The organism is Streptomyces sp. NPDC104367, from assembly GCF_055583825.1.
In genome coordinates this window covers 43368-66189 of record NZ_JBVJND010000004.1, presented here as the reverse complement: position 1 = coordinate 66189, position 22822 = coordinate 43368, and the positions used below count along the sequence as shown (strand labels likewise).

General features: G+C 74.3%; 16 protein-coding genes. 8 read left to right on the top strand and 8 right to left on the bottom strand.

Annotated elements, in window-relative coordinates:
- The first annotated feature begins 365 nt into the window (after window positions 1–365).
- Together ACZ619_RS07600 and ACZ619_RS07595 are read left to right on the top strand one after the other, a co-directional pair.
- Window positions 366–1535, top strand: a complete 1170-nt coding sequence (locus ACZ619_RS07600) for a lactate 2-monooxygenase (protein ID WP_469595420.1) — start codon at window positions 366–368, stop codon at window positions 1533–1535.
- A complete protein-coding gene (locus ACZ619_RS07595; RefSeq protein WP_469595418.1) occupies window positions 1532–2509 on the top strand; it encodes a 2-hydroxyacid dehydrogenase in 978 nt (325 codons plus the stop codon). The genes ACZ619_RS07600 and ACZ619_RS07595 overlap by 4 nt, the downstream gene beginning before the upstream one ends.
- Window positions 2510–2530: 21 nt before the next feature.
- On the opposite strand, the gene ACZ619_RS07590 is transcribed toward ACZ619_RS07595, so the two are convergent.
- The 4 genes from ACZ619_RS07590 to ACZ619_RS07575 all read right to left on the bottom strand — a co-directional run bounded on the left by ACZ619_RS07590 (window position 2531) and on the right by ACZ619_RS07575 (window position 8305).
- The gene (locus ACZ619_RS07590; RefSeq protein ID WP_469595416.1) at window positions 2531–4165 is read right to left on the bottom strand and encodes a ricin-type beta-trefoil lectin domain protein; all 1635 of its coding nucleotides are present in this window, start codon (window positions 4163–4165) and stop codon (window positions 2531–2533) included.
- Window positions 4166–4463: 298 nt separating this feature from the next.
- Window positions 4464–4841, bottom strand: coding sequence for a toxin Doc (locus ACZ619_RS07585; protein ID WP_469595413.1), 378 nt, complete (start codon window positions 4839–4841; stop codon window positions 4464–4466).
- A gap of 3 nt (window positions 4842–4844) precedes the next feature.
- Window positions 4845–5084, bottom strand: coding sequence for a hypothetical protein (locus ACZ619_RS07580; protein WP_469595410.1), 240 nt, complete (start codon window positions 5082–5084; stop codon window positions 4845–4847).
- A gap of 116 nt (window positions 5085–5200) precedes the next feature.
- Window positions 5201–8305, bottom strand: coding sequence for a glycoside hydrolase family 2 TIM barrel-domain containing protein (locus tag ACZ619_RS07575; protein WP_469595407.1), 3105 nt, complete (start codon window positions 8303–8305; stop codon window positions 5201–5203).
- A 283-nt stretch (window positions 8306–8588) separates the two neighbouring features.
- Here ACZ619_RS07575 and ACZ619_RS07570 point away from each other — a divergent pair, with 283 nt between their 5' ends.
- Window positions 8589–10976 carry a SpoIIE family protein phosphatase gene (locus tag ACZ619_RS07570; protein WP_469595405.1) on the top strand — a complete coding sequence of 796 codons (2388 nt, stop codon included), beginning with the start codon at window positions 8589–8591 and terminating at the stop codon, window positions 10974–10976.
- Here ACZ619_RS07570 and helR read toward each other — a convergent pair whose 3' ends face one another.
- The 3 genes from helR to ACZ619_RS07555 form a co-directional block, all read right to left on the bottom strand.
- The gene (helR, locus tag ACZ619_RS07565; RefSeq protein WP_469595402.1) at window positions 10977–13157 is read right to left on the bottom strand and encodes an RNA polymerase recycling motor ATPase HelR; all 2181 of its coding nucleotides are present in this window, start codon (window positions 13155–13157) and stop codon (window positions 10977–10979) included.
- Between the two features lie 61 nt (window positions 13158–13218).
- Window positions 13219–14421 carry a glycosyltransferase gene (locus ACZ619_RS07560; RefSeq protein ID WP_469595400.1) on the bottom strand — a complete coding sequence of 401 codons (1203 nt, stop codon included), beginning with the start codon at window positions 14419–14421 and terminating at the stop codon, window positions 13219–13221.
- A gap of 139 nt (window positions 14422–14560) precedes the next feature.
- On the bottom strand, window positions 14561–15109 hold the full coding sequence (locus ACZ619_RS07555) for an RNA polymerase sigma factor (RefSeq protein ID WP_469595398.1): 549 nt from the start codon (window positions 15107–15109) through the stop codon (window positions 14561–14563).
- 46 nt (window positions 15110–15155) lie between these two features.
- Between ACZ619_RS07555 and ACZ619_RS07550 the strand changes: the two genes are divergently transcribed.
- The 5 genes from ACZ619_RS07550 (at window position 15156) to ACZ619_RS07530 (ending at window position 20645) form a co-directional block, all read left to right on the top strand.
- Entirely contained in the window at window positions 15156–16556 is a 1401-nt protein-coding gene (locus tag ACZ619_RS07550; protein ID WP_469595396.1) for a serine/threonine-protein kinase, read from the top strand.
- A gap of 126 nt (window positions 16557–16682) precedes the next feature.
- Entirely contained in the window at window positions 16683–17396 is a 714-nt protein-coding gene (locus ACZ619_RS07545; protein ID WP_469595394.1) for a DUF4232 domain-containing protein, read from the top strand.
- Between the two features lie 191 nt (window positions 17397–17587).
- Window positions 17588–18826: a polysaccharide deacetylase family protein gene (locus tag ACZ619_RS07540; RefSeq protein WP_469595391.1), complete on the top strand. Its 1239-nt coding sequence runs from the start codon at window positions 17588–17590 to the stop codon at window positions 18824–18826.
- Between the two features lie 55 nt (window positions 18827–18881).
- Window positions 18882–20141, top strand: coding sequence for an SLC13 family permease (locus ACZ619_RS07535; RefSeq protein ID WP_469596034.1), 1260 nt, complete (start codon window positions 18882–18884; stop codon window positions 20139–20141).
- A 12-nt stretch (window positions 20142–20153) separates the two neighbouring features.
- Window positions 20154–20645, top strand: a complete 492-nt coding sequence (locus ACZ619_RS07530; RefSeq protein ID WP_469595389.1) for a universal stress protein — start codon at window positions 20154–20156, stop codon at window positions 20643–20645.
- A gap of 16 nt (window positions 20646–20661) precedes the next feature.
- Here the strand turns inward: ACZ619_RS07530 and ACZ619_RS07525 are convergent, their stop codons facing one another.
- The gene (locus tag ACZ619_RS07525; protein WP_469595386.1) at window positions 20662–22515 is read right to left on the bottom strand and encodes an RICIN domain-containing protein; all 1854 of its coding nucleotides are present in this window, start codon (window positions 22513–22515) and stop codon (window positions 20662–20664) included.
- Window positions 22516–22822: the final 307 nt, after the last annotated feature.

Below are 22822 nucleotides of genomic sequence, written 5' to 3'. Positions count from 1 at the left end.
CCCGGCCCGGTGGGTGCCGGGGCGGCGGGCGCCACTCTGCCGAGTCCGCCGCCGGAACACACATCGAACCCACAGGATTCAGTAACCTTGCGTGTTGAATCAGTGGCGCGAAGTCACGGAATCCGAGCACACCGACCGCCCAACGGAGCGGTTCTTGATCGCCCGAGGCAGCCGGATGGCCGGAACCGACCGCTTCGTCAATAGTCCTGAAACATTCCGCTTCCGCCGCGCCCTGGACGGTCGCGCGGCGGCCGCTGCCGGTGCTCGCGCGGCCGCCTGACGCGAAGGGCGGTCTACTGCCGCGTACATACCGGCGGGTATGGTCGCCACGGCGCGAACTCGACGTGGAGAGGCGGGACGTACGGATGGCGAGACACTGGGCGGACTTCCAGTACGAGATCTATCTCAACGGGATGACGGGGGCGGTCCCGCGGCTGCCCACCGATCTGACCCGGCTGGAGGAGCTCACCGAGCTGCGGCTCGGGCCCGGTCCGGTCGGCTACGTGGCGGGCGGCGCCGGTGACGGCGCCACCATGCGCGCCAACCGGGCCGCCCTGGCCCGGCGCCGCATCGTGCCGCGCATGCTGCGGGACGTCGGCGACCGGGACCTGTCGGTGACGGTGCTGGGCCGGGCCCTGCCCGCGCCGCTGGCGCTCGCGCCCGTCGGCGTGCTGTCCATCATGCACCCGGACGCCGAGCCCGCGGCCGCCCGGGCCGCCGCCGCCCACGGCGTGCCGTTCGTCCTGTCCTCCGCCTCCAGCACGCCGATGGAGCAGGTGGCCAAGGCCATGGGCGACGCCGAGCGGTGGTTCCAGCTGTACTGGGGCAAGGACCGCGAGGTGACGAAGAGCTTCCTGGGGCGGGCGCGGGCGGCCGGGTTCTCGGTGCTGGTGGTCACGCTCGACACGCCGTTGCTGTCCTGGCGCCCGCGCGATCTCGACCAGGCGTACCTGCCGTTCCTCAACGGGGTGGGCACCGCCAACTACTTCACCGACCCGGCGTTCCTGGCGGGGCTCGCCAAGCCGGTGCACGAGGATCCGAACGCGGCCGTGCTGCACTTCCTCGGGCTGTTCGGGGACCCGAGCCACACCTGGCCGGACCTGGCCTTCCTGCGGGAGCACTGGGACGGTCCGATCGTCCTCAAGGGCGTGCTGCACCCGGACGACGCCCGGCTGGCCGCCGACGCCGGGATGGACGGGGTCGTCGTGTCCAACCACGGCGGCCGCCAGGTGGCCGGCTCGGTGGCGGCGGCCGACGCGCTGCCCCGCGTCGCCGCGGCGGCCGGCGACCGGCTCACCGTGTTCTTCGACAGCGGGGTGCGCACCGGCGACGACGTGTTCAGGGCCCTCGCCCTCGGCGCCGACGCGGTCCTGCTGGGACGGCCGTACGTCTACGGTCTGGGCCTGGACGGACAGGCCGGCGTCGACCACGTGATCCGCTGCCTGCTCGCGGAGTTCGACCTCACCCTCGCCCTGTCCGGCCACCGCACCCCCGCCGCGGTCACCGCGGCCGACCTCGTCGAGGAGTCCGCGTGAGCGCCCCGAAGAACGTCCTCGCCGTCATCCCGCCGCACGTCGGCGGCCGGGCGGCGGGCGCCGGGCTCTCGACGCTCTTCCCCGCCGACGCGCGGGTCACCGTCGTGGAGTCGGTCGACGAGGACCCGGCGGCGCTGCGCGCGGCCCGGGCCGTGATCACCGCCCTCGCCCCGGTGACCGCCGAGCACCTGGCCGCCGCGCCGGAGCTGGAGCTGGTGCAGTGCGCGAGCCACGGCTTCGACTACGTGGCCGCCGACGCGGCGCGCGCGAACGGGGTGTCGGTGTGCACGATCGGCTCCAGCGGCGCCGAGGCGCAGAACGTGGCCGAGCAGACCTTCGCGCTGATGCTGGCCCTCGCCAAGCAACTGGTGCCCGCGCACCGGGCGCTGGCCGAGGGCGACTGGGCGCTCCCCCGGCTCCAGCGCTCGCTCACGGAGCTGTCCGGCAAGACGCTGGGGATCGTGGGGCTCGGGCAGATCGGGCGGCAGGTCGCCCGGCGCGCCGAGGCGTTCGACATGACCGTCCTGTACACGCAGCGCCACCGGGCCTCCGAGGAGACGGAGGAGCGGTACGGGCGGGCGCGGTACGTCCCGCTGGAGGAGCTGCTGCCGGCCGCGGACTACGTGACCCTGCACTGCCCGCTCACCGACGGCACCCGGAACCTGCTGGACGCCGGGCGGCTCGCCCTGCTGCGGCCGACGGCGTTCGTGGTCAACACCGCCCGGGGCGCGCTCGTCGACCAGGAGGCCCTGGCCGACGCGCTGGACAAGGGCACCCTGGCCGGGGCCGGCCTGGACGTGTTCGATCCCGAACCGCCCACGCCGGCCCTGCGGTTGCTGCGCGCCCCCAACGTGGTGCTCTCGCCGCACGTCGGGGGCGTCACCCGGGAGACCCTGGTCCGGATCGCGCTGGCCGCCGTACAGAACGTCCTCGGCTTCCTGGCGGGCGGCGCGCCCCGGGACATCGTGAACTGATCCGGCCCGGCGGCGGAGCTCCTAGTGCCCGGCGAGTTCCGCCGGCTGGGCGGAGGGGGCTCCGGTGCCGGCGATGGAGAGGGAGCCGGGGCTCTGGGACGGGGCCGTCACGTCGGTCAGCCAGCGCTGGGCGCTGGAGTGGTCGCGGACCTTGACGACGATGTCGGAGCCGTCCTCCTCGCCGGCCGTGGCGAGGGCGAGGGTCCGGTCCCAGTGCGGCAGCAGTTCGCCCTGGGCGGTGAGGTCGTAGCGCACGTCGGCGCCGCGCCCGGTCCCGGCCGCGGCGCAGGTGCCGAGGATGACGACCCCGGCGTCCGCGTGCGAGTCCAGGCACAGGCTCTCGTCGGACACGCTGCGCAGCTCGCCGTCGCTCTCGTACGTCCACTGCTGGGTCACGGCCGTGGAGCAGACCTGGAGGACGACGGCGGCACCGGCCCTCGGTGTGCCGTCGATGTCGAGGCACAGCTGGGCGGCGGCGTTGCGCAGCCGGGTCTCGTGGTCGGCGGTGGGCAGCCCGGCGGTGCCGGAGGTGGGCGTCGCCTCCGGGTCGGAGTCCCCGGGGACCAGGCCGGAGGTGGCCACGGCGTCCTTGCCGTCGCTGCCGCCGGAGAGCGTGCTGACGGCGAGCACGGAGGCCAGCAGGCCGGCCCCGGCGACGCCGACGCTGGTCAGCAGGGTCTTCGAGGACCAGGAGCCCGGCGGGCGGCGCACCTGGACCGGGATGCGGGCGAGGATCCTCGTCCGGGCGGTGGCGCGGCGCCGGCCGCCGCCGGAGCGCCGGGACCCGGAGCGGGTGCGGGCGGCCGCCGGGTCGCCGCCGCTCCGGCGCCCCGGGCGTGAGTCGAGGTAGCGGCGGGCTCCCCAGCCGAGGACCGCCTCGACGAACAGCACGCCCAGTCCGCCCTCGACATGGCCGAGCTGTTCGGCGGCGGCCCTGCAGTACGGGCACTGGGCGAGGTGTTCCTGGACGTCCGGCAGCAGGGCGCCGCCGCGGCGGAGCGGCACGTCCAGGAGGCGGTTGTAGTAGCGGCACTCCTGGGTCGGCGCGAGATCCCGGTGGGCGCGGACGCAGCCCTCGCGGAATTTCTCCCGGGCGTCGGCGAGCGCGGCCGCCGCGGTTGCCGTGTCCATGCCCAAAAGACCGGCCGGTACGGTTATGGGCTCGGCCTCGACCTCGGTGTGCCAGAGCAGGCTCTGGGCGAGCGGGGCGAGACCCTGGAAAGAACGCTCCGCGAGGGCGCGGTTTTCCGGCGTCAGGGACTTCGTGGCGCGCATACCGCGGCCACCGGCGGGTTTGCCGAGATCGGGGAGAACCTCCGATATTCGGTCCTCGGCGGACCAGTTGGCGACCGTGTCGCGGACGGAGACCAGCAGCCGGGGCCGGATCGCGTCGGCGGTCTCGCCGAGCGCCACCCGGTCGAGGACCTGGTGGAACGCGGCGGCCGCGACCATGTGGGCGATCGGCCCGGAGACGGCCAGGCAGATGACCGCGTATTCCTGTACCGGTCGCCAGTGCCGGGCCATGAGCAGCGCGGCGGACCGGGAGGCCTCGATGTCGGAGCCTGCGCGCAGCGGGGCCGCGAGCGACTCGTCGGACTCCCCCTCGTCACCGCCGGGCGGCGGATACGGGGGGCGAGGCGGGTGGGGGGTGGGCACTGAGCGGTTTCCTTTGGTGCGGGATGGTGCGCACCTTCTTCGGTGCGCGTGCGGGGAGCGGGAATTCGCCGTCGTGGTACCGGTCGCGTTCCCCAACTGCCGAATACCTCCCGGCCATTACCCCCCGCCCGGGTGTTTCACCCTCGCACAAGTCTCACACAAGCAACAAGGCGCCTGTACAACATCGACAGCATTGACAGAAAGTCAGAAAGGCAACTCGGGAAAAAGCCCCTCAGTGTTCGCATTCACTTTCCGCGCACCGTGTGAACACCGCGTCCGCTCCGGCCGCCGGCGGCGGTCAGAGCTGCCAGGAACGGAGCCGGTCCGCGGCGGCGTAGACGTCAGCCTTGCCGCTCATCAGGTCGCGGGCGAGGTCGACCAGGGCGCCGTAGGGCGGGTCGATGCCGACGTCGCTGACGAACATGTAGGCCACGGCGGTGGCGCAGGCGAACCGGGCGTTGGCCGAGGGAAGCGGCTTGAGCACGGCGAGGGTGTGCAGCAGGGCGGCGGCCCGCCAGGCCGGGTCGGAGTCCACCCCGAGCCGGGGCGGGTCGACACGGTGCCGGGCGACGGCGGCGACCAGTGCGGAGAAGTCGTTGACGGTGGGCTGGTCCGGCAGCACTTCCTCATGGCGCTGGAGCAGCCAGGGCACGTCGATGTGGATGACCGGCGGCATGGGTCAGGCGGCCTTGCCCTTCTTGGGAGGCTCGTCGTCGGGAAAGGCGGCCGCGAACTCGGCCGCGTGCGCCGAGAAGAAACGGCGGAATTCCTCCGCGCCCTCCTGGAGCGCGCGGTGGCGGGCGATGTCGGCTGCGGCCGCGTCACGGACGAGGGCCTTCATGGACGTACCGCGCTCCTTGGCTATCTGCCTCAGGTCCTCTAGCTCGCGGTCGCTGAACTCCACATTGAGAGCTGGCATGCCCTTCACGGTACCGCGCGGGTACTTACCCGTAAATACCACCAGGTCAAGCACCCTTCGACGTGGTACCTGCGAGCAGCGGCGGGGGCCCGTGTCACCGGTCCCCCGCCGTGCGCTCAGACGTCCAGCCTGCTGATGCGCACCGCCCCCGAGGCCTCGCCCGGACGGGCGCTGGTCAGGGTCAGGCGGACGCGGGAGCCGCGGGCCGGGGTGAACGTGACGACGGTCGGGGTGTCGGAGGCGGTGGCCCAGTCGACCGCCGTGTCCGTCACCGCCCGGTAGGCCGTGCCGTCCCAGACCGCGACCTCGACCGACGCGGGCAGGGCGTGGGTCGCGTCCACGGTGAAGGAGACCTCGACCCGGTCGAAGGTGCGGGTGCGGCCGTGGTCGACCGAGACCCAGTCCTGCGCCCGGGCGCCGGTGAACGCGGGCAGCAGGGCGGTGGCCGACTTGGCGAAGGCGTTGGACCAGCCGGTGCCGGGGTCGCCGTCGAGCATGGCGGCCGGGAGGGTGTCCGCGCGGCCGGAGTAACCGGCGTCGGCGCGGGGGTAGGACGGCGGGGCGGGAAGGTCCGGGCCGAAGACCTGGGCGGGGGTGCCGGCCACGTCGTGGGCCGGTGCCGTGCGCACCGCGACGGTGTCCGCGCGCAGTCCGTCCACCCGTGCGGTCACCGCGAGGGCGCCGGCCTTCGTCCCGGCGCGGACCACGGCGAGGGCCTTGCCGTGGAACGCGGTCCGGGTGGTGGCCTGGTAGCGCTCGGCGCTCTCCTGACGGCCGTTGTCGAGGCCGGCCAGCGAACCGCCGCGCACGGCGAAGGTGATGAGGTGCCCGGCGTCGGGCACCACCACGCCGTGCGCGTCGACGATCTCGGCGGTCACGAAGAGCAGCGAACGCCCGTCGGCGGGCGGCGGCGTGTCGTCGGCGGTCAGGCGGACGGCGTGCGGGGCGCCGGCCGTGCGCAGGACGTCGGTCGCCACCACCTTGCCGTCACGCCGGGCCACCGCCTTCAACTCGCCTGGCTCGTAAGGGACTTCCCAGGTCAGGTGCAGCTTGCCCGCGCTGCCGTTCGGGCTGGTGTAACTGCCGGGGTAGGGGCCGGTGGTGAAGGTCTTGTCGTCGCCGGTGGCCTCGGTGGTCTCCAGGTAGGCGCGGCCGTCGGTGGTGGTCTTGGTGTCGAACTCCCTGGTTCCCAGGGACCTCCCGTTCAGGAACAGCTCGACGGAGGGCACGTTGGCGTACGCCCAGACCTCGACCGTGTCCCCCTCCTCGTGGTTCCAGGTCATCGGCAGCAGGTGCACCATCGGCTCGGCCGTCCACTGGCTGCGGAACAGGTGGTACATGTCCTTGGGGAAGCCGGCCGTGTCGACGGCGCCGAAGAAGGACGCCTTGACCGGGAAGACGTCGTACGGCGTCGGCTCGCCGATGTAGTCGATGCCCGACCAGAGGAACTGCCCCGCGAACCACTTCCGGTCCCGGTCCTTCTTGTGGCCGTACTCGCCGCTCATCGTCCAGGAGGCGAGGTTGTTGTCGTAGGACGAAGTGGCGCGGCGCCCCGGGGTGTGGTTCTCGCCGGTGTTGAGGTGCTCCGGCTCCTGGTACGCGCCCCGGGTCGAGGTCTCCGAGGACGACTCGGACTCGAAGAGGAAGAGGTGCGGGTAGGCCGCGTGCAGCGCGTCCACGGACCTCGCGGTGTTGTAGTTGAGGCCGAGACCGTCGAGCTTGGCGAGCATCAGGTCGGCGGCCGAGCCGGCCTTCGGCACGCTGCGGTACTTGTCGGAGCCGATGACCAGGGGCCGGGTGTCGTCGGCGGCCCTGATCGCGGCGATGATCCGGTCGGCCATGGCGAGGCCGGCCGTCGAGGTGGAGTCGGGGATCTCGTTGCCGATGGACCACAGGACGACGGCGGGCGAGTTGCGGGCGGCGAGCACCATCTCGGTGGCGTCGCGCTCGCACCACTCGTCGAAGAACCGGCCGTAGTCGTACTTGGTCTTGCCGGTGCGCCAGCAGTCGAAGGCCTCCACCATCATCACGATGCCGAGTTCCTCGCAGACCTCGATCATCTGCGGCGAGGGCGGGTTGTGCGAGGTGCGCAGGGCGTTGACGCCCATCGACTTCATGAGGGTCATCTGTCTGCGCACCGCGTCGGCGCTGATCGCCGCGCCGAGCGCGCCCTGGTCGTGGTGCAGGTCGACGCCCCTGATCTTGGCGGGGACGCCGTTGAGGGAGAAGCCCTCGTCCGGGTCGAAGCGGTAGTCGCGGATGCCGAAGACCGTGCGGTGGGTGTCGGTGGTGGTGCCGCCGGTCCGGAGCTCGGTGTGCAGGGTGTAGCGGTGCGGGCCGGCGAAGTCCCACAGCAGCGGCTCGGGGACGGTCAGCTCGTGGGTCTCGGCGGCCTCCCCGGCGCCGGCGGCGACGGCGAGGACGGAAGAGGTCCGGGCAACCGTACGGCCGTCGGGGCCGGCGATCCGGGAGACGACGGTGACGTCCGCGCCCGCGCCGGACGCGTCGGCGACGGCCGTGCGCACCCGCACCACGGCCCGCTCGGCGGTGATGTCCGGGGTGGTGACACGGGTCCCCCAGCGGGCCACGTGCACGGGGTCGGTGACCACCAGGCGGGCCTCGCGGTAGATGCCGCTGCCCGAGTACCAGCGGCTGCTCGGCAGCCGGTTCTGAACCTTGACCGCGAGGACGTTCTCGGTGCTGCCGTCGGTGTGCACCAGTCCGGTGAGGTCGAGGGCGAAGCCGGTGTAGCCGTAGGGGTGGCTGCCGGCCTCGGTGCCGTTGCAGTAGACGTACGCGTCCATGTAGACGCCGTCGAACTCCACCGAGATCCGCTTGCCCGCGCAGGCCGGCGGCAGGGTGAAGGCGAGCCGGTACCAGCCGAGGCCGCCCGGGAAGAAGCCGGTGCCGCTGGTGGTGCCGTTCTCCGTGGTGGGGGTCTGCTCGATGCTCCAGTCGTGCGGTACGGCGACCCGGCGCCAGGCCGAGTCGTCGTACCCGGGGTCGGCGGCGTCCGCGTAGGCGCCGGTCGGGTCGGTGATCCCGCCCGGGTCGACCAGCGCGAACCGCCAGCCGTCCCGCAGGGGGACCGTGCGGCCGCCGGTGACCTGCGTGGACGTGCCCGTCCCCGGGGCCGCCCAGGCGCCGGGGGCGCCGAGCAGCGCGCCCGCCGTCGGGGCCGCCGCGGCGGCTGCCAGTACCGATCTGCGTGTGACCGTCATGGTGCGGCTCTCCCTCATCAGGGCCCAGAACTACTCACAACTGATCGTGAACAAACAGATTCTGACGTCGTGACAGGCGCGGACGTCAAGGGTCAGGAGACGTCCCGGTGCCCCGTTCGACCGGTCGGCCGGTTCCCGTTCGGCCACCCGGACGCGCCCCGGACGGGACGGGCGGCGGCCGGCCGGCCCCGCGCAGGTCGCCGTTCGCGGAAGGGCCCGACGCACTAGGCTGAACAGCAGTGGTGCACCTGTTGACTGTGAGTGTGCGCTTGGGAGTGCGACGATGAGCCGGGTCTATCCGTTCGACGATGCGGCGACGGCCCGGGCTGTCATCGGCGAGGACGGCACGCTGGTCGAGTGGAACGAGGGCGCGCGGCGGCTCCTCGGCCACACGGCCGACGACGTCGTGGGCCGGCCCGCGGCCCGGCTGCTGGCCCCGGGCGGCACCGTGCCCCGCCCCGCCGGAGCCCGCTGGGACGGCGTCCTCGGCCTGCGCCACCGGGACGGCCGTACGGTCCCCGTCTGGCTCCTCGCGCACCACCGGCCGGCGCACGGCGCGGCCCCGGGCCACTGGCTGGTGGTCTCCCCGCTGCGCCGCGGCGGCCCGAGCGGCCCGGACGACCCGTTGGCCACGGCCGCGCTGACGCAGTCGCCGTGCGCGGTCGCGGTCTACGACGAGGAACTGCGGCTGCGCCAGGTGAACGACGCGATGGCCGAGGTCATCGGGCTGCCCGAGGAGCGCGCCCTGGGGCTCAGGATCACCGAGATCGGCGGCAAGGAACAGAGCGAGGAACTGGAGCGGAGCATGCTCCGGGTGCTGACCACGGGCCGCCCACTGGACGTCCAGACGTACATGCGCACCGGCGGCGAGGACCGGGCGCACGCCTGGCTGGCCCGCATGGCACCGGTCACCGACGCGGCGGGCCGGGTGCGGGGCGTGTGCCTGGCCGCGCACGACTTCACCGAGAACTACCTGGCCAGGGAGCGGCTCCAGCTGGTCAACGAGGCGAGCGTGCGGATCGGCAGCACCCTCGACGTCACCCGTACGGCCCAGGAGCTGGCGGACGTCTGCGTGCCCGCGCTCGCCGACTTCGTGACCATCGACCTGCTGGACCCCTCGGAGGACGGCGACGAGCCGCCCGCCCGGCTGACCGCGCCGGTCACGATGCGCCGCGCCGCCCACCAGTCCGTGCTCCCCGGCGTCCCCGAGGCGGTGGTCAAGCCCGGCCACGCCGAGTCCTACCCCGCCTTCTCGCCGCAGGCCGACGCGGTGATCGCGGGACGCACGATCGTGGCCTCGGTGGAGGCCGGCGACATGCAGCAGTGGCTGAGCTGGCACACGGCGCGCGCGGAGCGGGTGCGCGAGTTCTCGGTGCACTCCTCGATGGCGGTGCCGATCCAGGCGCGCGGGCTGACGCTGGGCATCGCGGTACTGACCCGGCACCGGCGGCCGGACCCGTTCAGCCCGGACGACATGCTGCTGGCCGAGGAGATCACCGCGCGGGCCGCCGTCTGCATCGACAACGCCCGCCGCTACTCGCGCGAGCGCGAGACCGCGCTGGCCCTCCAGCGCAGCCTGCTGCCCCGGACGCTGCCGCGCACCGCGGCCCTGCGGGCCGCCTCCCGCTATCTGCCGGCGGCGCGGGCCGGGGTGGGCGGCGACTGGTTCGACGTGATCCCGCTGTCCGGGCTGCGGGTCGCCATGGTCGTCGGGGACGTCGTCGGCCACGGTGTGCAGGCCTCGGCCACCATGGGGCGGCTGCGTACGGCCGTGCGCACCCTGGCCGACATCGACCTGGCCCCGGACGAGCTCCTCACCCACCTGGACGACCTGGTGGTCCGGCTGTCCGAGGAGCAGGGCGGCGAGGGCAGCCCCGGCGAGGTCGGCGCGACCTGCCTGTACGCCGTCTACGACCCGGTGTCCCGGCACTGCACCATGGCCCGCGCCGGTCATCCGGAGCCCGTCGTGCTCCGCCCGGGCCGGCGCATCCACGAGGTGAACCTGCCGGCCGGGCCACCGCTGGGCCTGGGCGGGCTGCCGTTCGAGTCCGCCGAGGTGGCGCTGCCCGAGGGGACCGTGCTCGCCATGTTCACGGACGGCCTGGTCAGGTCCCGGCACCTGGACCCGGCCACCGGCCGCCGCCTCCTCCACGAGGCCCTCGCGGCCCACCAGGACTCCCTGGACGAGACCTGCGACCGGATCCTGCACGCCCTGCTGCCGTCCGGCGGCGCCGCCGACGACGTGGCCCTGCTGCTGGCGAGCACCCAGGGCCTGTCGCCGTCCGAGGTGGCCGCCTGGGACGTGCCCGCCGACCCCGCGCTGGTCGCGCCGATCCGCAAGCAGGTCGTGGAGCAGCTGGACGTCTGGAACCTGAGCGACGTCTCCTTCACGGCCGAGCTGGTGGTCAGCGAACTGGTCACCAACGCCATCCGCTACGGCGCCCACCCGATCCGGCTCCGGCTGCTCCACGACACGACCACGCTGATCTGCGAGGTCTCCGACACCAGCCCCACGGCCCCGCACCTGCGCCGGGCGAAGACCTGGGACGAGGGCGGCCGGGGCCTGCTCCTGGTGGCCCAGCTGACCCAGCGCTGGGGCACCAGGCACACCGCGGACGGCAAGACGATCTGGGCCGAGCTGTCCCTGCTGGAGGAGGACGGCGGCGCCTAGCTAGCTGGGGCGGGCACGCGTCAGCACGGCCAGTTCGCGGGTGGTGCGGGTCATGGCGACGTAGCGGTCCACGGCACCCTCGACGCCCTCGCCGAACCGCTCCGGGTCGACCAGGACGACCAGGTCGAACTCCAGCCCCTTCGCCAGCTGCGGGGTCAGCGACCGGACCCGGGAGGTCGGGGTGAAGCCCGGGTCGCCGATGACGCAGGCGATGCCCTCGGCATGGGCGGCGAGCCAGGCGTCGAGGATCGGACGCAGGTCGGTCACGGACCCGTGGACGACCGGCAGGCCGCTGCCGCGGATCGAGACCGGCACGTTGGCGTCCGGGAGCACGGACCGGATGACCGGCTCGGCCTGCGCCATGACCTCCCGCGGTGTGCGGTAGTTGATGCCGAGCGAGGCCTGCTCGATCCGGTCGAACCCGGCCCGCGCCAGCCGCTCCCGCCAGCTCTCCGTGAAGCCGTGCCGGGCCTGGGCGCGGTCCCCGACGACGGTGAAGCTCCGGGACGGGCAGCGCAGCAGCAGCATCTGCCATTCCGCGTCGGTCAGCTCCTGGGCCTCGTCGACGACGACGTGCGCGAACGGACCGGCGAGGAGGTCCGGGTCGGGGACGGGCAGTTCGGACTCGTCGACCAGACTCACCTCGGCGTCCGCGCCGCGCAGCATCCTCACCAGGCCCTCGCCGTCGTCGCCGTCGGCACCGGAGTCGGCCGCGGCCCCGATCAGGTTGTCGACGACCTGCGCCATGCGCTCGCGCTGGGCGGCGAGGACGGCCTCGTGGCGGAGTCCGCGCCGGGCCGCCCGCGGGTCGCCGAGCCGCTGCCGGGCCGCGTCCAGCAGCGGCAGGTCGGCGACCGTCCAGGCCCGGGGGTCCGGCCGCTGGAGGCGGCGCACCTCGTCGCGGTCCAGCCAGGGGGCGCAGAGCCGCAGATAGGCGGGGACCGACCACAGGTCTCCGACCAGGTCGGCCGCCTCCAGCAGCGGCCACGCGCCGTCGAGGGTGTCGGCCAGCTCCGTGTCCCGCCGGAGCGACCTGCCGAACTCCTCGGGCGTGACGTCACCGCCGTCGTACCGGTCCAGCAGGATGGCGGCCAACTCCGCCCAGATCTGGTCGCGGGCCTCGTTGTGCGGGGTGCCCGGTCCCGGGGCCCGGAAGGCGTCGGCCCAGTCGTCCGCGGTGATCCGGAGGTCGCCCAGGTCGGTGGTGACCGTCATGCCCTCGGCCGGCGGTTCCTCGTAGAAGCGGACCGCCGTCTCGACGGCCCGCACCATGTCCGCGGACGACTTCAGCCGGGCGGTCTCCGGGTCGGCCTCGGCCGTCGCGGCGGCCCCTTCGTCGACGAGGTCCCGCAGGACGCAGGTCTGCACGCCCTCCTCGCCGAGGCCGGGCAGCACGTCGGAGACGTAGTCCAGGTACGGCCGGTGCGGGCCGACGAAGAGCACGCCGCCCCGCCGGTGGCCGAGGCGCGGGTCGGAGTAGAGGAGGTGGGCGGTGCGGTGCAGGGCGACGACGGTCTTGCCGGTGCCCGGGCCGCCGTCGACGACGAGGGCGCCCCTGGATCCCGCGCGGATGACGGCGTCCTGGTCGGCCTGGATGGTGGCGAGCACGTCCCGCATCCGCTCGGACCGGTCGGCGCCCAGGCTCGCGACGAAGGCGGACTGGTCGTCGAGCGCGGCGTGCCCGTCGAGTCCGTCGGCGGTGAACACCTCGTCCCAGTAGTCGCTGATCCGGCCGCCGGTCCAGCGGTAGCGGCGGCGGCTGCGCAGGCCCATCGGGTCGGCGTGGGTCGCGGCGAAGAAGGGTTCGGCGGCGGGCGAGCGCCAGTCGATCAGCAGCCGGCGGCCCTCGCCGTCGGTGAGGCCGAGCCGGCCGATGTGGACGGGCTCGGGGTCGTCCGCGCCGATCATGTGTCCGAGGCACAGGTCGAGGCCGAAGCGGCGCAGGGTGCGCAGCCGTCCGGTCAGCCGGTGCACCTCGGTGTCCCGCTCCATCGCGGCCCGGCCGGTGCCGCCCGGTGCCCGCAGTACGGCGGCGAGCCGGCCGGACAGGTCGGCGACGGTCTCGTCGAGGCAGCGCGCGACGGCGGCGAAGTGCCGTTCGTCGGCGGCGATCAGGGCGGGGTCGGACTTGGCGGAGAGGCTTTCGGGCAGGTCGAAGGCGCTGGTGGTCACGGGGTGCACTGCATCGGCTCCGGGGTGCGGGGGTCTTCGGTGGACCGCGGTTCGTGCGGCGGGGCGGGGCTCAGGCTCCGTCGAGGAGCAGCCGGGCGGCGGTCGTGGCGCCGTCGGTGCGCACCGCGGCGGCCACGGCGGCGGCGCGGGCCCGGGTGCCGGGAGTGAGGGCCGTCGCGAGCGCGGCGGAGAGGGACCGGGCGGTCGGGACCGGGCCGTCGTGGGCCGCGCCGGTGCCGAGCGCGGCCACCCGGGCGGCCCAGTGCGGCTGGTCCACGATCTGGCCCACGACCACCTGGGGCGCGCCGGCCAGGGCGGCCGCGGTCGTGGTGCCCGCGCCGCCGTGGTGGACGACGGCGGCCACCCGGCGGAACAGCGCCTGGTGGTTGACCTCGCCGATCGCGAGGCAGTCGTCCCCGTCGTCGACGGGGGCCAGGCCGGCCCAGCCGCGTGCGACGAGCACGCGCAGGCCCCGGGCGCGGGCCGCCTCGACGGCGGCCCGGGCGGCGTCCGGCGCGGTGCGCATCGCCATGCTGCCGAAGCCGACGTACACCGGTGGCGGGCCGGCCTCCAGGAACGCCAGCAGGTCGGCCGGGAGCGGGCGTTCGTCCGGCAGGAGCCAGGCCCCGGTCTGCCGCGGGCGGAGGTACGTCAGGTCCTGCCACGGGGCCAGGACCGGGTCCGCGGCCAGCCACGGCCGGTCGGTGAGGACGTGGTCGCGGACGTGGTCCACGTGGGGCAGGCCGAGCGCGGCCCGGTGGGTGTTCAGGGCCTCGCCGTACAGCGCGTTCACCCGCTCGCCGTCCACCTTCCACAGCGTCCGCAGGTCGGCGTCCGGCGGGGCGGGGCGGCCCGGCCGCCCCGCCGGCGGGAAGACCGGGGACGGCAGGCCGAACGGGTGGAAGCACGCGAACACGTAGCGGATGCCGAGTCTCTCGGCGACCGAGCGCGCGCCGGCCGGCAGCAGGCCGGTCGCCAGCAGCGCGTCGCATCCCTCGGCCGCCGGGGCGACCGTGTCGAAGTGCGCGGCGACCAGTTCGGGCGCGAGCCTGAACGCGTCCCGGGGCGAGGGGTCCGGCCGGGTCACCACCGACCGCACCGACGGCCCGAACGGCACGTGCGGCACGCCGGCCCGGGCCAGCAGCTCCGCGAACTCCTCGTCGGGCGGCGCGCACACCCGTACCTCCGCGCCGAGCCCGCGCAGCGCCAGCGCCAGTCCCGCCAGCGGCTCGACATCTCCGCGGGACCCGTATCCCATCAACAGCACACGCACGTCGCATATCCCCCAAATACCGCAGGTTCCGGCTTCGGCCTGCGATTCTGCGGGACGAGGGGGGCCTTGCCGCAAGCCCCCCGGTGCGCTATAAGTTGAGAGTGGCAAGGAGTGGGTGAACTCCTTGCCTTCGGTTTTTCTACGGCGCGCTCAGCCAGGGCCGGACCTGCTTGCGGGCCTCGTGCAGCCGGGACTTGAGCGTCCCCAGGGGAATCCCCACCCGCTCGGCGACCTCGGCGTAGTCCAGCTGGCAGATGTCCCGGTAGACCAGCGGCGCGACCAGCTGCGGATGCTCCCGCTCCAGCCGGTCCAGCGCCTCCAGCAGGTCGATGCGGGAGCCCGCGATCACGCTGGTGGTGCGCGGGTCGACGTGTTCGGCCGGTTCGATGGTGGCCGGCTGCTCGGCAGCCCGCCGCTTCAGGTCGCGGTACTTCTGCCGGGCGCAGTTGGCGACGACCGTGTAGAGCCAGGTGCTGAAGCGGCTGCGGCCCTCGAAGGTCGCGATCTTCCGGGAGATCTGGAGCAGCACGTCCTGGGCGGCCTCCTCGGCGTCCTCGCGGCACGGCAGGAAGCGTCCGCAGCGCCGCACGACGTCGGGCCGGACCTCGGTGAGCAGCTGGTTCAGCGCCAGCTGGTCGCCGGCGGCGGCCCGCCGGGCGAGGTCTTCGGTCAGCGCGGCATCCGGCACGGGAGGTCCCCCTCGAAGTCGATCTCTGGGCAGGCATGATAGTCGTATGCAACCCCTGGAGCGGATCGGCCGCTATCGCCTTGAACGGCCCCTGGGCAGCGGTGCCTTCGGGACGGTCTGGCTCGCCCACGACGACCAGTTGGACGCGGCGGTCGCGGTCAAGGTGCTCGCCGACAACTGGTCCCACCGGCTCGATGTCCACGACCGGTTCCTGTCCGAGGCGCGGCTGCTGCGCAGGGCCGATTCGAAGCGCGTGGTGCAGGTCTACGACATCGGCGAACTCCCCGACGGGCGGCCCTACTTCGTGATGGAGTACGCCGACGCGGGCACCCTGGCCGATCTGCTGGACGCGGGGCCGCTGCCGGTGGCCGACGCGCTGCGGCTGACCGCGCTGGCGGCGCGCGGCGCGGCGGACCTGCACGGGGCCGGGATCGTGCACCGGGACATCAAGCCGAGCAACGTGCTGCTGCGCACCGCGCCGGACGGCACCCGCCGGGTGCTGCTGGCGGACCTGGGGCTGGCCAAGAGCCTGGCGCAGGCCTCCGGGCTCACCCTGGCGGCCGGTTCGGCGGGCTACCAGCCGCCGGAGCAGGCGCAGCCCGGTGCGGGCATCGACGCCCGCGCCGACGTCTACGCGCTGGGCGCGGTGGGCTACGAGCTGGTCACCGGCACGGTGCCGGCGGCGCCCGGGAAGGTGGTCCGGCCGGAGCGGCTGCGGCCGGACCTCGGGGACGAGGTGCAGCGGGCGCTGATGCGGGCCCTGGAGCCCGACCGGCAGCGGCGCTGGCCGTCCGCGCAGGCCTTCGCGGACGAGCTGGACCGGCTGGCGGCGGCCTCGGCGGCCGGCCGGGCGAGACGGCTGGACGGCGTGCGGCGGCGGCTGAACTCGGCCGCGCTCGTCGCCGCCGCGGTGCTCGCGGCCGGCGGCACCGCCGTCGCGGTCACCCTGGTCGCCCGGGGCGGTTCGACGACGGCCGACGGGACCCGGGTCACCGACTCCACCGGGCGGCTGGTGGCCGAGGTGCCGTCCGCCTGGGCGGGCCAGCTGCGCGACTCCGGCTGGAACCCGAAGGCGCTCGGGCTGGCCTCGGGGCACGAGCCGGGCCTGGAGGTCGCCGACGACGTCGCGAAGTGGCAGGACCTGACGGCCGCGGTGAACGGTGTGTTCATCGGCGTCAGCGAGCACGGCGACGTCGGCGCGAAGGTGGCCGCGCTCTCCCACTCCGGGTGCCACTACGAGGGCAGCCGCGCCTTCTCCGGCACCGACTGGAAGGGCCGGGTGCGCACCTGGAGCGACTGCTCCGACGCGGGCGGCTCGATCGAGGAGGCGGCGCTCGGCCCGGCCGGCGGCGACAGCCTGCCGCAGGTCTACGTGCAGGTCCGGCAGGAGGGCGCGGCCGACACCGGCACCACGAACGGCATACTCCGTTCCCTTCGGGTCACCTGACCTGATGAATCACGGCGTGGCCCCGAACTTTTCGGCCGGTTCGCGCATCGGATGGGAGTGACGGCGCATCGAGCGCCGCGGGCACGCCCGGCGGGCGTGCCGTGAGCATCAGGAGGGTGGAGAGACATGGCGTACACGTCCCAGTCCTTGCGGCGCGGGGCGGCCCTGCTCGCGAGCACGGTCGCCGCCCTGGGCCTCCTGACGGCCTGCGGCGACGACGGCACGGGCAGGTCCCCGTCGTCCGTGTCGGGCACGGCCGCCCCCGCGACGGACGGCCCGGCGGGTTCGGGCACCTCGGAGACCGCCGCCGAACCCTCCGGCACGGCGTCCTCGGCGTCCTCCGGCACCACCGGTGCGAGCACGGGCGGCACCAGTACAGGTGGCACGAGCGCGGGCGCGTCGACCGCCGCCGCGGCCGGCACCCGCTGCCACACCTCCGAGCTGGGCGCCTCGGTGGGCGGCAACGACCCGGGGGCCGGCCAGGAGAACTTCCCGGTCGTGCTCACCAACACGTCGGGCCGCACCTGCACCGTCCGCGGCTTCCCGGGCGCCGCCTTCGTGAACGCGTCCGGCACCCAGCTGGGCCCCGACCCGGAGCGCACCGGCGGCGGCACCGCCGGGACGGTCACGCTCAAGCCCGGCCAGAGCGCCTGGGCGGGGCTGACCTTCTCCAACCCGGAGATCAGCGGTGCCACGACGGCGACGCCCGCCGCCCTCGTCGTCACACCGCCGGACGAGCGGGACCCGCTCAAGGTGACCTGGACCGGCGGCCCGGTCCCGGTCTCCGGGAACGCCTCCTCGGTACGGCTGACCGTGTTCAGCGCCGGCACCGGCGCCTGAACGGCCACGGACCGGACCCCGCCGCCCACACCCCCCGGGCGGCGGGGTTCGTCATGTCCGGGTCACTTCTGTCACAGGCGTGCAACACCCGCTCCCGACTCCGACCTTTTCCGCCGCACCCGGCATCGAACCCGTCGACCACACAGCAGCGGCCCCGCCGAGGGGCCCGGACGACGGAATCGGGGACGGACATGAGCGGGCTCTCTCGCAGGCGGGTACTGACGGCGGGCGCGACGGCGGGCGCCCTGGGTGCGCTGGGCACGGTGTCGGGGTGCGCGAACGGCGGCTGGAGCCTGGCCGGCGGCACGGCGGGCGGGACCGCGCAGGCCCGACCGCCGAAGCTCATCGGCGACGGCTCCACGGCCGACACCGGCGCCCAGCCCCACCAGCCGAAGGCGGCCCGGATGGCGGCCGGCCGCAAGCCCCCGCAGTTCGTGGTCTTCTCCTGGGACGGCGCGGGCGAGCTCAGCAACGGGCTGTTCTCCCGCTTCCGCAAGGTCGCCGCCGACCACGGCGCGAAGATGACGTTCTTCCTGTCCGGCATCTACACGCTCCCCGAGGCGAAGAAGGACCTCTACCGGCCGCCGCGGCACGCGGTCGGCGCCTCCGCGATCGGCTACCTCGCCGACCGGCACATCCACGCCACGCTCAAGCAGGTGCGCGCGGCCTGGCTGGAGGGCCACGAGATCGGCACCCACTTCAACGGGCACTTCTGCGGCAGCGACGGTGTGCGCAACTGGTCCCCCGCCGAGTGGCGCAGCGAGATAGACCAGGCCATCGGCTTCGTGACCAGGTGGAAGACGAACACCGGCTTCACCGACCTGGACCCGCTGCCCTTCGACTACCGCAAGGAGCTGACCGGCGGCCGCACCCCGTGCCTGGAGGGCCAGGCCAACCTGCTGCCCACCGCGGCCGCACTGGGCTGGAAGTACGACGCCAGCTCCCCCGGCGGCCTGCAGATCTGGCCGGGCAAGGTGCAGGGCGACCGCGTCTGGGACTTCCCGCTCCAGTCCATACCGTTCGCCGGGCACTCCTTCCAGGTCCTGTCGATGGACTACAACATGATGTACAACCAGTCCGCCGGGAACCCGCTCGGCGACAAGTCCCGCTACGACGCCTGGCGCACCCAGGCCCGCGACACCTACCTGGCGGGCTTCGAGCGGGCGTACTCCACCAACCGGGCGCCGTTCTTCATCGGCAACCACTTCGAACGCTGGAACGGCGGCATCTACATGGACGCCGTGGAGGAGGCGATCGGCCGGATGGCCCAGTACGACGACGTGCGGTTCGTGTCGTTCAAGCAGCTGGTGGCGTGGCTGGAGGCGCAGGACCGGGCGGTGCTGCGCAGGCTGCGCACGCTGAACCCGGGCCAGGAGCCGGTGGGCGGCTGGGCGGAGTTCCTCGGCGCGGCGGGTGAGCGGTCCTCGTGACCCCGGTCTGCTTTCATGGGCGGGCCGCACTTGATCACGCCTCCGAGGAACCGCCCTGAACACCCCTCTCGCCGAGACCCTGTCCGTCCTCCTGCTCGTCGCCGTCCTGGCCTGGGCCGTGATCCGGCCGCGCGGCTGGCCGGAGGCGGTGCTCGCCGTGCCCGCGGCGGGCGTGGTCGTCGCCACCGGGGCGATCTCGCTCGACCACGCGCGGGCGGAGGTGGCGCAGCTCGGCCCGGTGGTCGGCTTCCTCGCCGCCGTCCTGGTGCTGGCCCACTTCTGCGACGTGGAGGGGCTGTTCCGGGCCTGCGGGACGTGGATGGCGCGCTGGTCCGGCGGGCGGCCGGTGCGGCTGCTGACCGCGGTGTTCGCGCTGGCCTCGGTGATCACCGCCGTACTGAGCCTGGACGCGACGGTGGTGCTGCTGACGCCGGTGGTGTTCGCGACGGCGGCCCGGTCCGGGGTGCGGGCGAAGCCGCACGTCTACGCCTGCACGCATCTGTCGAACACCGCCTCGCTGCTGCTGCCGGTGTCCAATCTGACGAACCTGCTGGCGTTCGCGGCCAGCGGGCTGAGCTTCACCCGGTTCGCCGCGCTGATGGCGCTGCCCTGGCTGGTGGCGATCGGCGCCGAGTACCTGGTGTTCCGCCGGTTCTTCGCCCGCGACCTGTCGACGGCGGCGCCCGGCGCCGAGGACACCGGCGAGCCGCCCCGGCTGCCGGTGTTCGCCCTGGTCACGGTCGGCTGCACGCTGGCCGGGTTCGTGCTCGCCTCGGCGGTCGGCGTCGACCCGGCGTGGGCCGCGTGCGCGGGCGCGCTGGTGCTGGCCGGGCGGGCGCTGCTGCGGCGCCGGGCGACCCCGCTGGCGGTCGTGAAGGCGGCCGCGCCGGCCTTCCTGGCGTTCGTGCTGGCGCTGGGGATCGTGGTGCGGGCGGTCGTCGACAACGGGCTCGCCGACGCGCTCGGGCACGTGCTGCCCGCCGGGACCGGGCTGCCGGCGCTGCTGGGCGTCGCCGCGCTCGCCGCCGTACTCGCGAACGTCGTCAACAACCTGCCCGCGGTGCTGGTGCTGCTGCCGCTCGTCGCGCCCTCCGGGCCCGGCGCGCTGCTGGCGGTGCTGCTCGGGGTGAACATCGGGCCGAACCTGACGTACGCCGGGTCGCTGGCGACGCTGCTGTGGCGCAGGATCGTGCACCAGCACGACCATGGCGTGGACCTGCGGGAGTTCACCCGGCTCGGGCTGCTCGCCGTGCCGGCCGCGCTGGGCGCCGCCGTGGTGGCACTGTGGGGGTCGCTACAGGTGTTCGGGAGCTGACCGGGAGGCCGTATGCGGGTGATCGTCTGGCTGGCCGAGGGGACCTGGCCGGCCTGTGTGGACGCGGCGCGCTCGTGTGCGCCGGCCGCGTCCGAGGTGGTGCTGCTGCACGTGACCGAGCCGGGGGTGGCCGGCATCGCGCACGGCGCGTTCGCGGGGCTGCTGGGCCGGGCGGGCTCGGAGCCGGACCCGGAGCGGCGGCTGGTGGAGATCGGCGGCGTGTCGGGGGCGGAACTGCTCGACGCGGCCGAGGCGCGGCTGGGCCGGCCGTGCACCCGGCTGGAGCGGACCGGGCGGGCCGAGCGGGAGGTGGTGGCCGCCGCCGAGGGGGCCGCTCTGCTGATCCTGGCCCGGGACGGCGACCGGTCCCGGCTCGGGCCGCACAGCCTGGGCCGGGCTGTGCGGTTCGCCGTGGACCACGCGCCCTGCCCGGTGCTGCTGGTGTGGCCGGGGGCGGCGCCGGACCTGACGACGATCCCGCCCCCTCCCCCGCACCACCCCTGAGCCGGAGCCGGGCCGGTCAGCGCCCGTGGCGCCCGCCGCCGCCGGAGCCCCCCGAGCCGCCCCAGCCGCCGCCGGAACCGCCCCAGCCGCCGCCGTACTGGCCGTCCCCGTAGCAGTAGCCCGGGTACGTCTCGCACGGGTTGTAGCCGGTCGTGCTCGACGGCGTCGGCTCCGCGGTGGCCTTGGAGGCCGACGGGGTCGGCGTGGGCGTGGCGGACCTCGCGGCCTTGGTGTGGGGGGTCGCGGACGCGGTGGGGGTCGGGCTGCTCTCGGCGTCCCAGTTGACGATCTGCATCTGGAGGTCGGTCTGGGAGGTGTCCATCACCCAGCGCTGCGCGGCGACACCGGTCCGGGTCTTGACCACCAGAGCGCCGCCGCCGTCGGTGGCGGCCGGGGCGAGCGCCAGGTCCTGGTTCCAGCGCGGCACCAGGGAGCCCTGGAGGGTGAAGTCGTAGCGGATGTTCCGGTTGCCGGCGGCGGAGGCGCCCACGCACGGGGCGAGCTGCACCGAGAAGCCGAGGTGCGAGTCGAGGCACAGACCGGGGTCGGCGGCGCTGCGCAGCACGCCGTCGCTCTCGTACGTCCACTGCTGGCCGGCCGCCGAGGAGCACTCGGCGAGCTCGGTCTCGGCGCCCTTGACGGCCTTCTTGCCGGACACGCCGATACAGAGGCCGGAGGCGATGTTGTGCAGCCGGCCGCGCAGGGTGCCCTGGGTGGTCTGGTTGGTGCCGATCCAGGACGGGCCCGAGGTGGCCTTGCCGGTGCCGGGCGTGGCGGAGGGCCTGGCACTGGACGCCGAGTCGGCGCCGTCGCCGGAGCCGAGCACCGCCCACAGCACCAGCGGCAGCACGACCAGGCCGCTGACCGTGCCCACGGCCACCGCGAGGTTGCGGCGCCGCACCCGCACCCGGCGGGCGGCCCGCTGCGCGGCGCGGCGGGAGGCGACGGGGTGCACCTCCAGGGCCTTGCCCGGTGCGAACGCCTCGCCGCCCGCGGGGCCGGCCGCGCCCGCGGCCCCCGGCCCGGCGGGCTCCCCGGCGCCGCCGCCGGCCCGGGACTCCAGATAGGCGCGGGCGCCCCAGCCGAGCACGGCCTCGGCGACGGCGATGCCGAGTCCGCCGTTGAACTGGTGGAGCTGGTCGGCGGTGAACCGGCACTGCCTGCAGGCGTTCAGGTGCAGCTGGAGGTCCCGGTCGATGTCGATCCCGCCGCGCCGGAAGGTCACGTCGATCATCCGGACGTAGCGCTGGCACTCGTCCTCGTGGGCGAGTTCGCGGTGCACCTGGAGGCACTCCTCGCGCAGCCGCTCCCGGGCCCGGCGCAGTTCGACCCGCGCGTCCTGCTCGTCGAGGCCCAGCAGACCGGCCGGGGCCGACAGGGGCTCGGACTCGACCTCGGTGTGCCACAGCACGGCGCGCGAGGACTGGGTCAGCCGCTGGAAGGCGCGGGAGAGCAGCCGGCGGTCCGCGGCGGGGAGCAGCCGGGCGGCGGTCCGCTCGCCCTGCTTTCCGGAGCGCAGTTCGGGGTGCAGGAGTTCGCCGTGGCCGTCGTTGTCCCATTCGGCGGCGATACGGCGGACGGTGACCAGCAATTGGGGGCGCCAGGCGGCGGTGGGGCCGGTCTGCCGGAGGGACTCGCCGAAGAGCCGCGTGAATGCGGCCGTGGTGAGCATTCCGGCGGCGCGGTTCCCGTCGGTGCACAGACGGGCGTACGCGAAGGCAGCCTCCCAGTGGCGGTCGAGGAGTTCACCGACCGGAAACAGTGCGGGTGCGGTGGCGGCCCACTGGTTGAGCTCGGTGCTGAGCTGCTCGTCGGTGACGTCGAACGGCCGGGCGGGGGCAGGGGAATTCCCCAGGCCTGCGTCATTCACGGCTGCATTCCTCCCAGACGCAACGCTGGATCCGGTCCATACCAACTGGTATGCGACGGGTACGGGTATACGACCCGGCCGACTTCTAGGCCGGCTGGGCCTGTTGGGGGTTCGGGCACTCGAACGTCCACCGACGGCAGCTCTTTTGAAGCGTGGGGGGTGTACGGGAGCGGCCTCGCGCATGCGGCGGTGAAAAAACAATGGTCCGCATGCCGACACGCCACACTTTTGCACAGGCCAGCGCGCCAGAACAAGAGAACCCGGGGTTTTGCGCATTGCCTGGACCCGGTACTTATTTGACGAAACG

Coding starts and splice junctions, on each gene's coding strand:
- ACZ619_RS07585 (WP_469595413.1), bottom strand. CDS start 4,841: ATGCCGCCGGTCATCCACATCGACGTGCCCTGGCTGCTCCAGCGCCAT.
- ACZ619_RS07580 (WP_469595410.1), bottom strand. CDS start 5,084: ATGCCAGCTCTCAATGTGGAGTTCAGCGACCGCGAGCTAGAGGACCTG.
- ACZ619_RS07575 (WP_469595407.1), bottom strand. CDS start 8,305: ATGACGGTCACACGCAGATCGGTACTGGCAGCCGCCGCGGCGGCCCCG.
- ACZ619_RS07570 (WP_469595405.1), top strand. CDS start 8,589: ATGAGCCGGGTCTATCCGTTCGACGATGCGGCGACGGCCCGGGCTGTC.
- ACZ619_RS07540 (WP_469595391.1), top strand. CDS start 17,588: ATGAGCGGGCTCTCTCGCAGGCGGGTACTGACGGCGGGCGCGACGGCG.
- ACZ619_RS07545 (WP_469595394.1), top strand. CDS start 16,683: ATGGCGTACACGTCCCAGTCCTTGCGGCGCGGGGCGGCCCTGCTCGCG.
- ACZ619_RS07550 (WP_469595396.1), top strand. CDS start 15,156: ATGCAACCCCTGGAGCGGATCGGCCGCTATCGCCTTGAACGGCCCCTG.
- ACZ619_RS07600 (WP_469595420.1), top strand. CDS start 366: ATGGCGAGACACTGGGCGGACTTCCAGTACGAGATCTATCTCAACGGG.
- ACZ619_RS07530 (WP_469595389.1), top strand. CDS start 20,154: ATGCGGGTGATCGTCTGGCTGGCCGAGGGGACCTGGCCGGCCTGTGTG.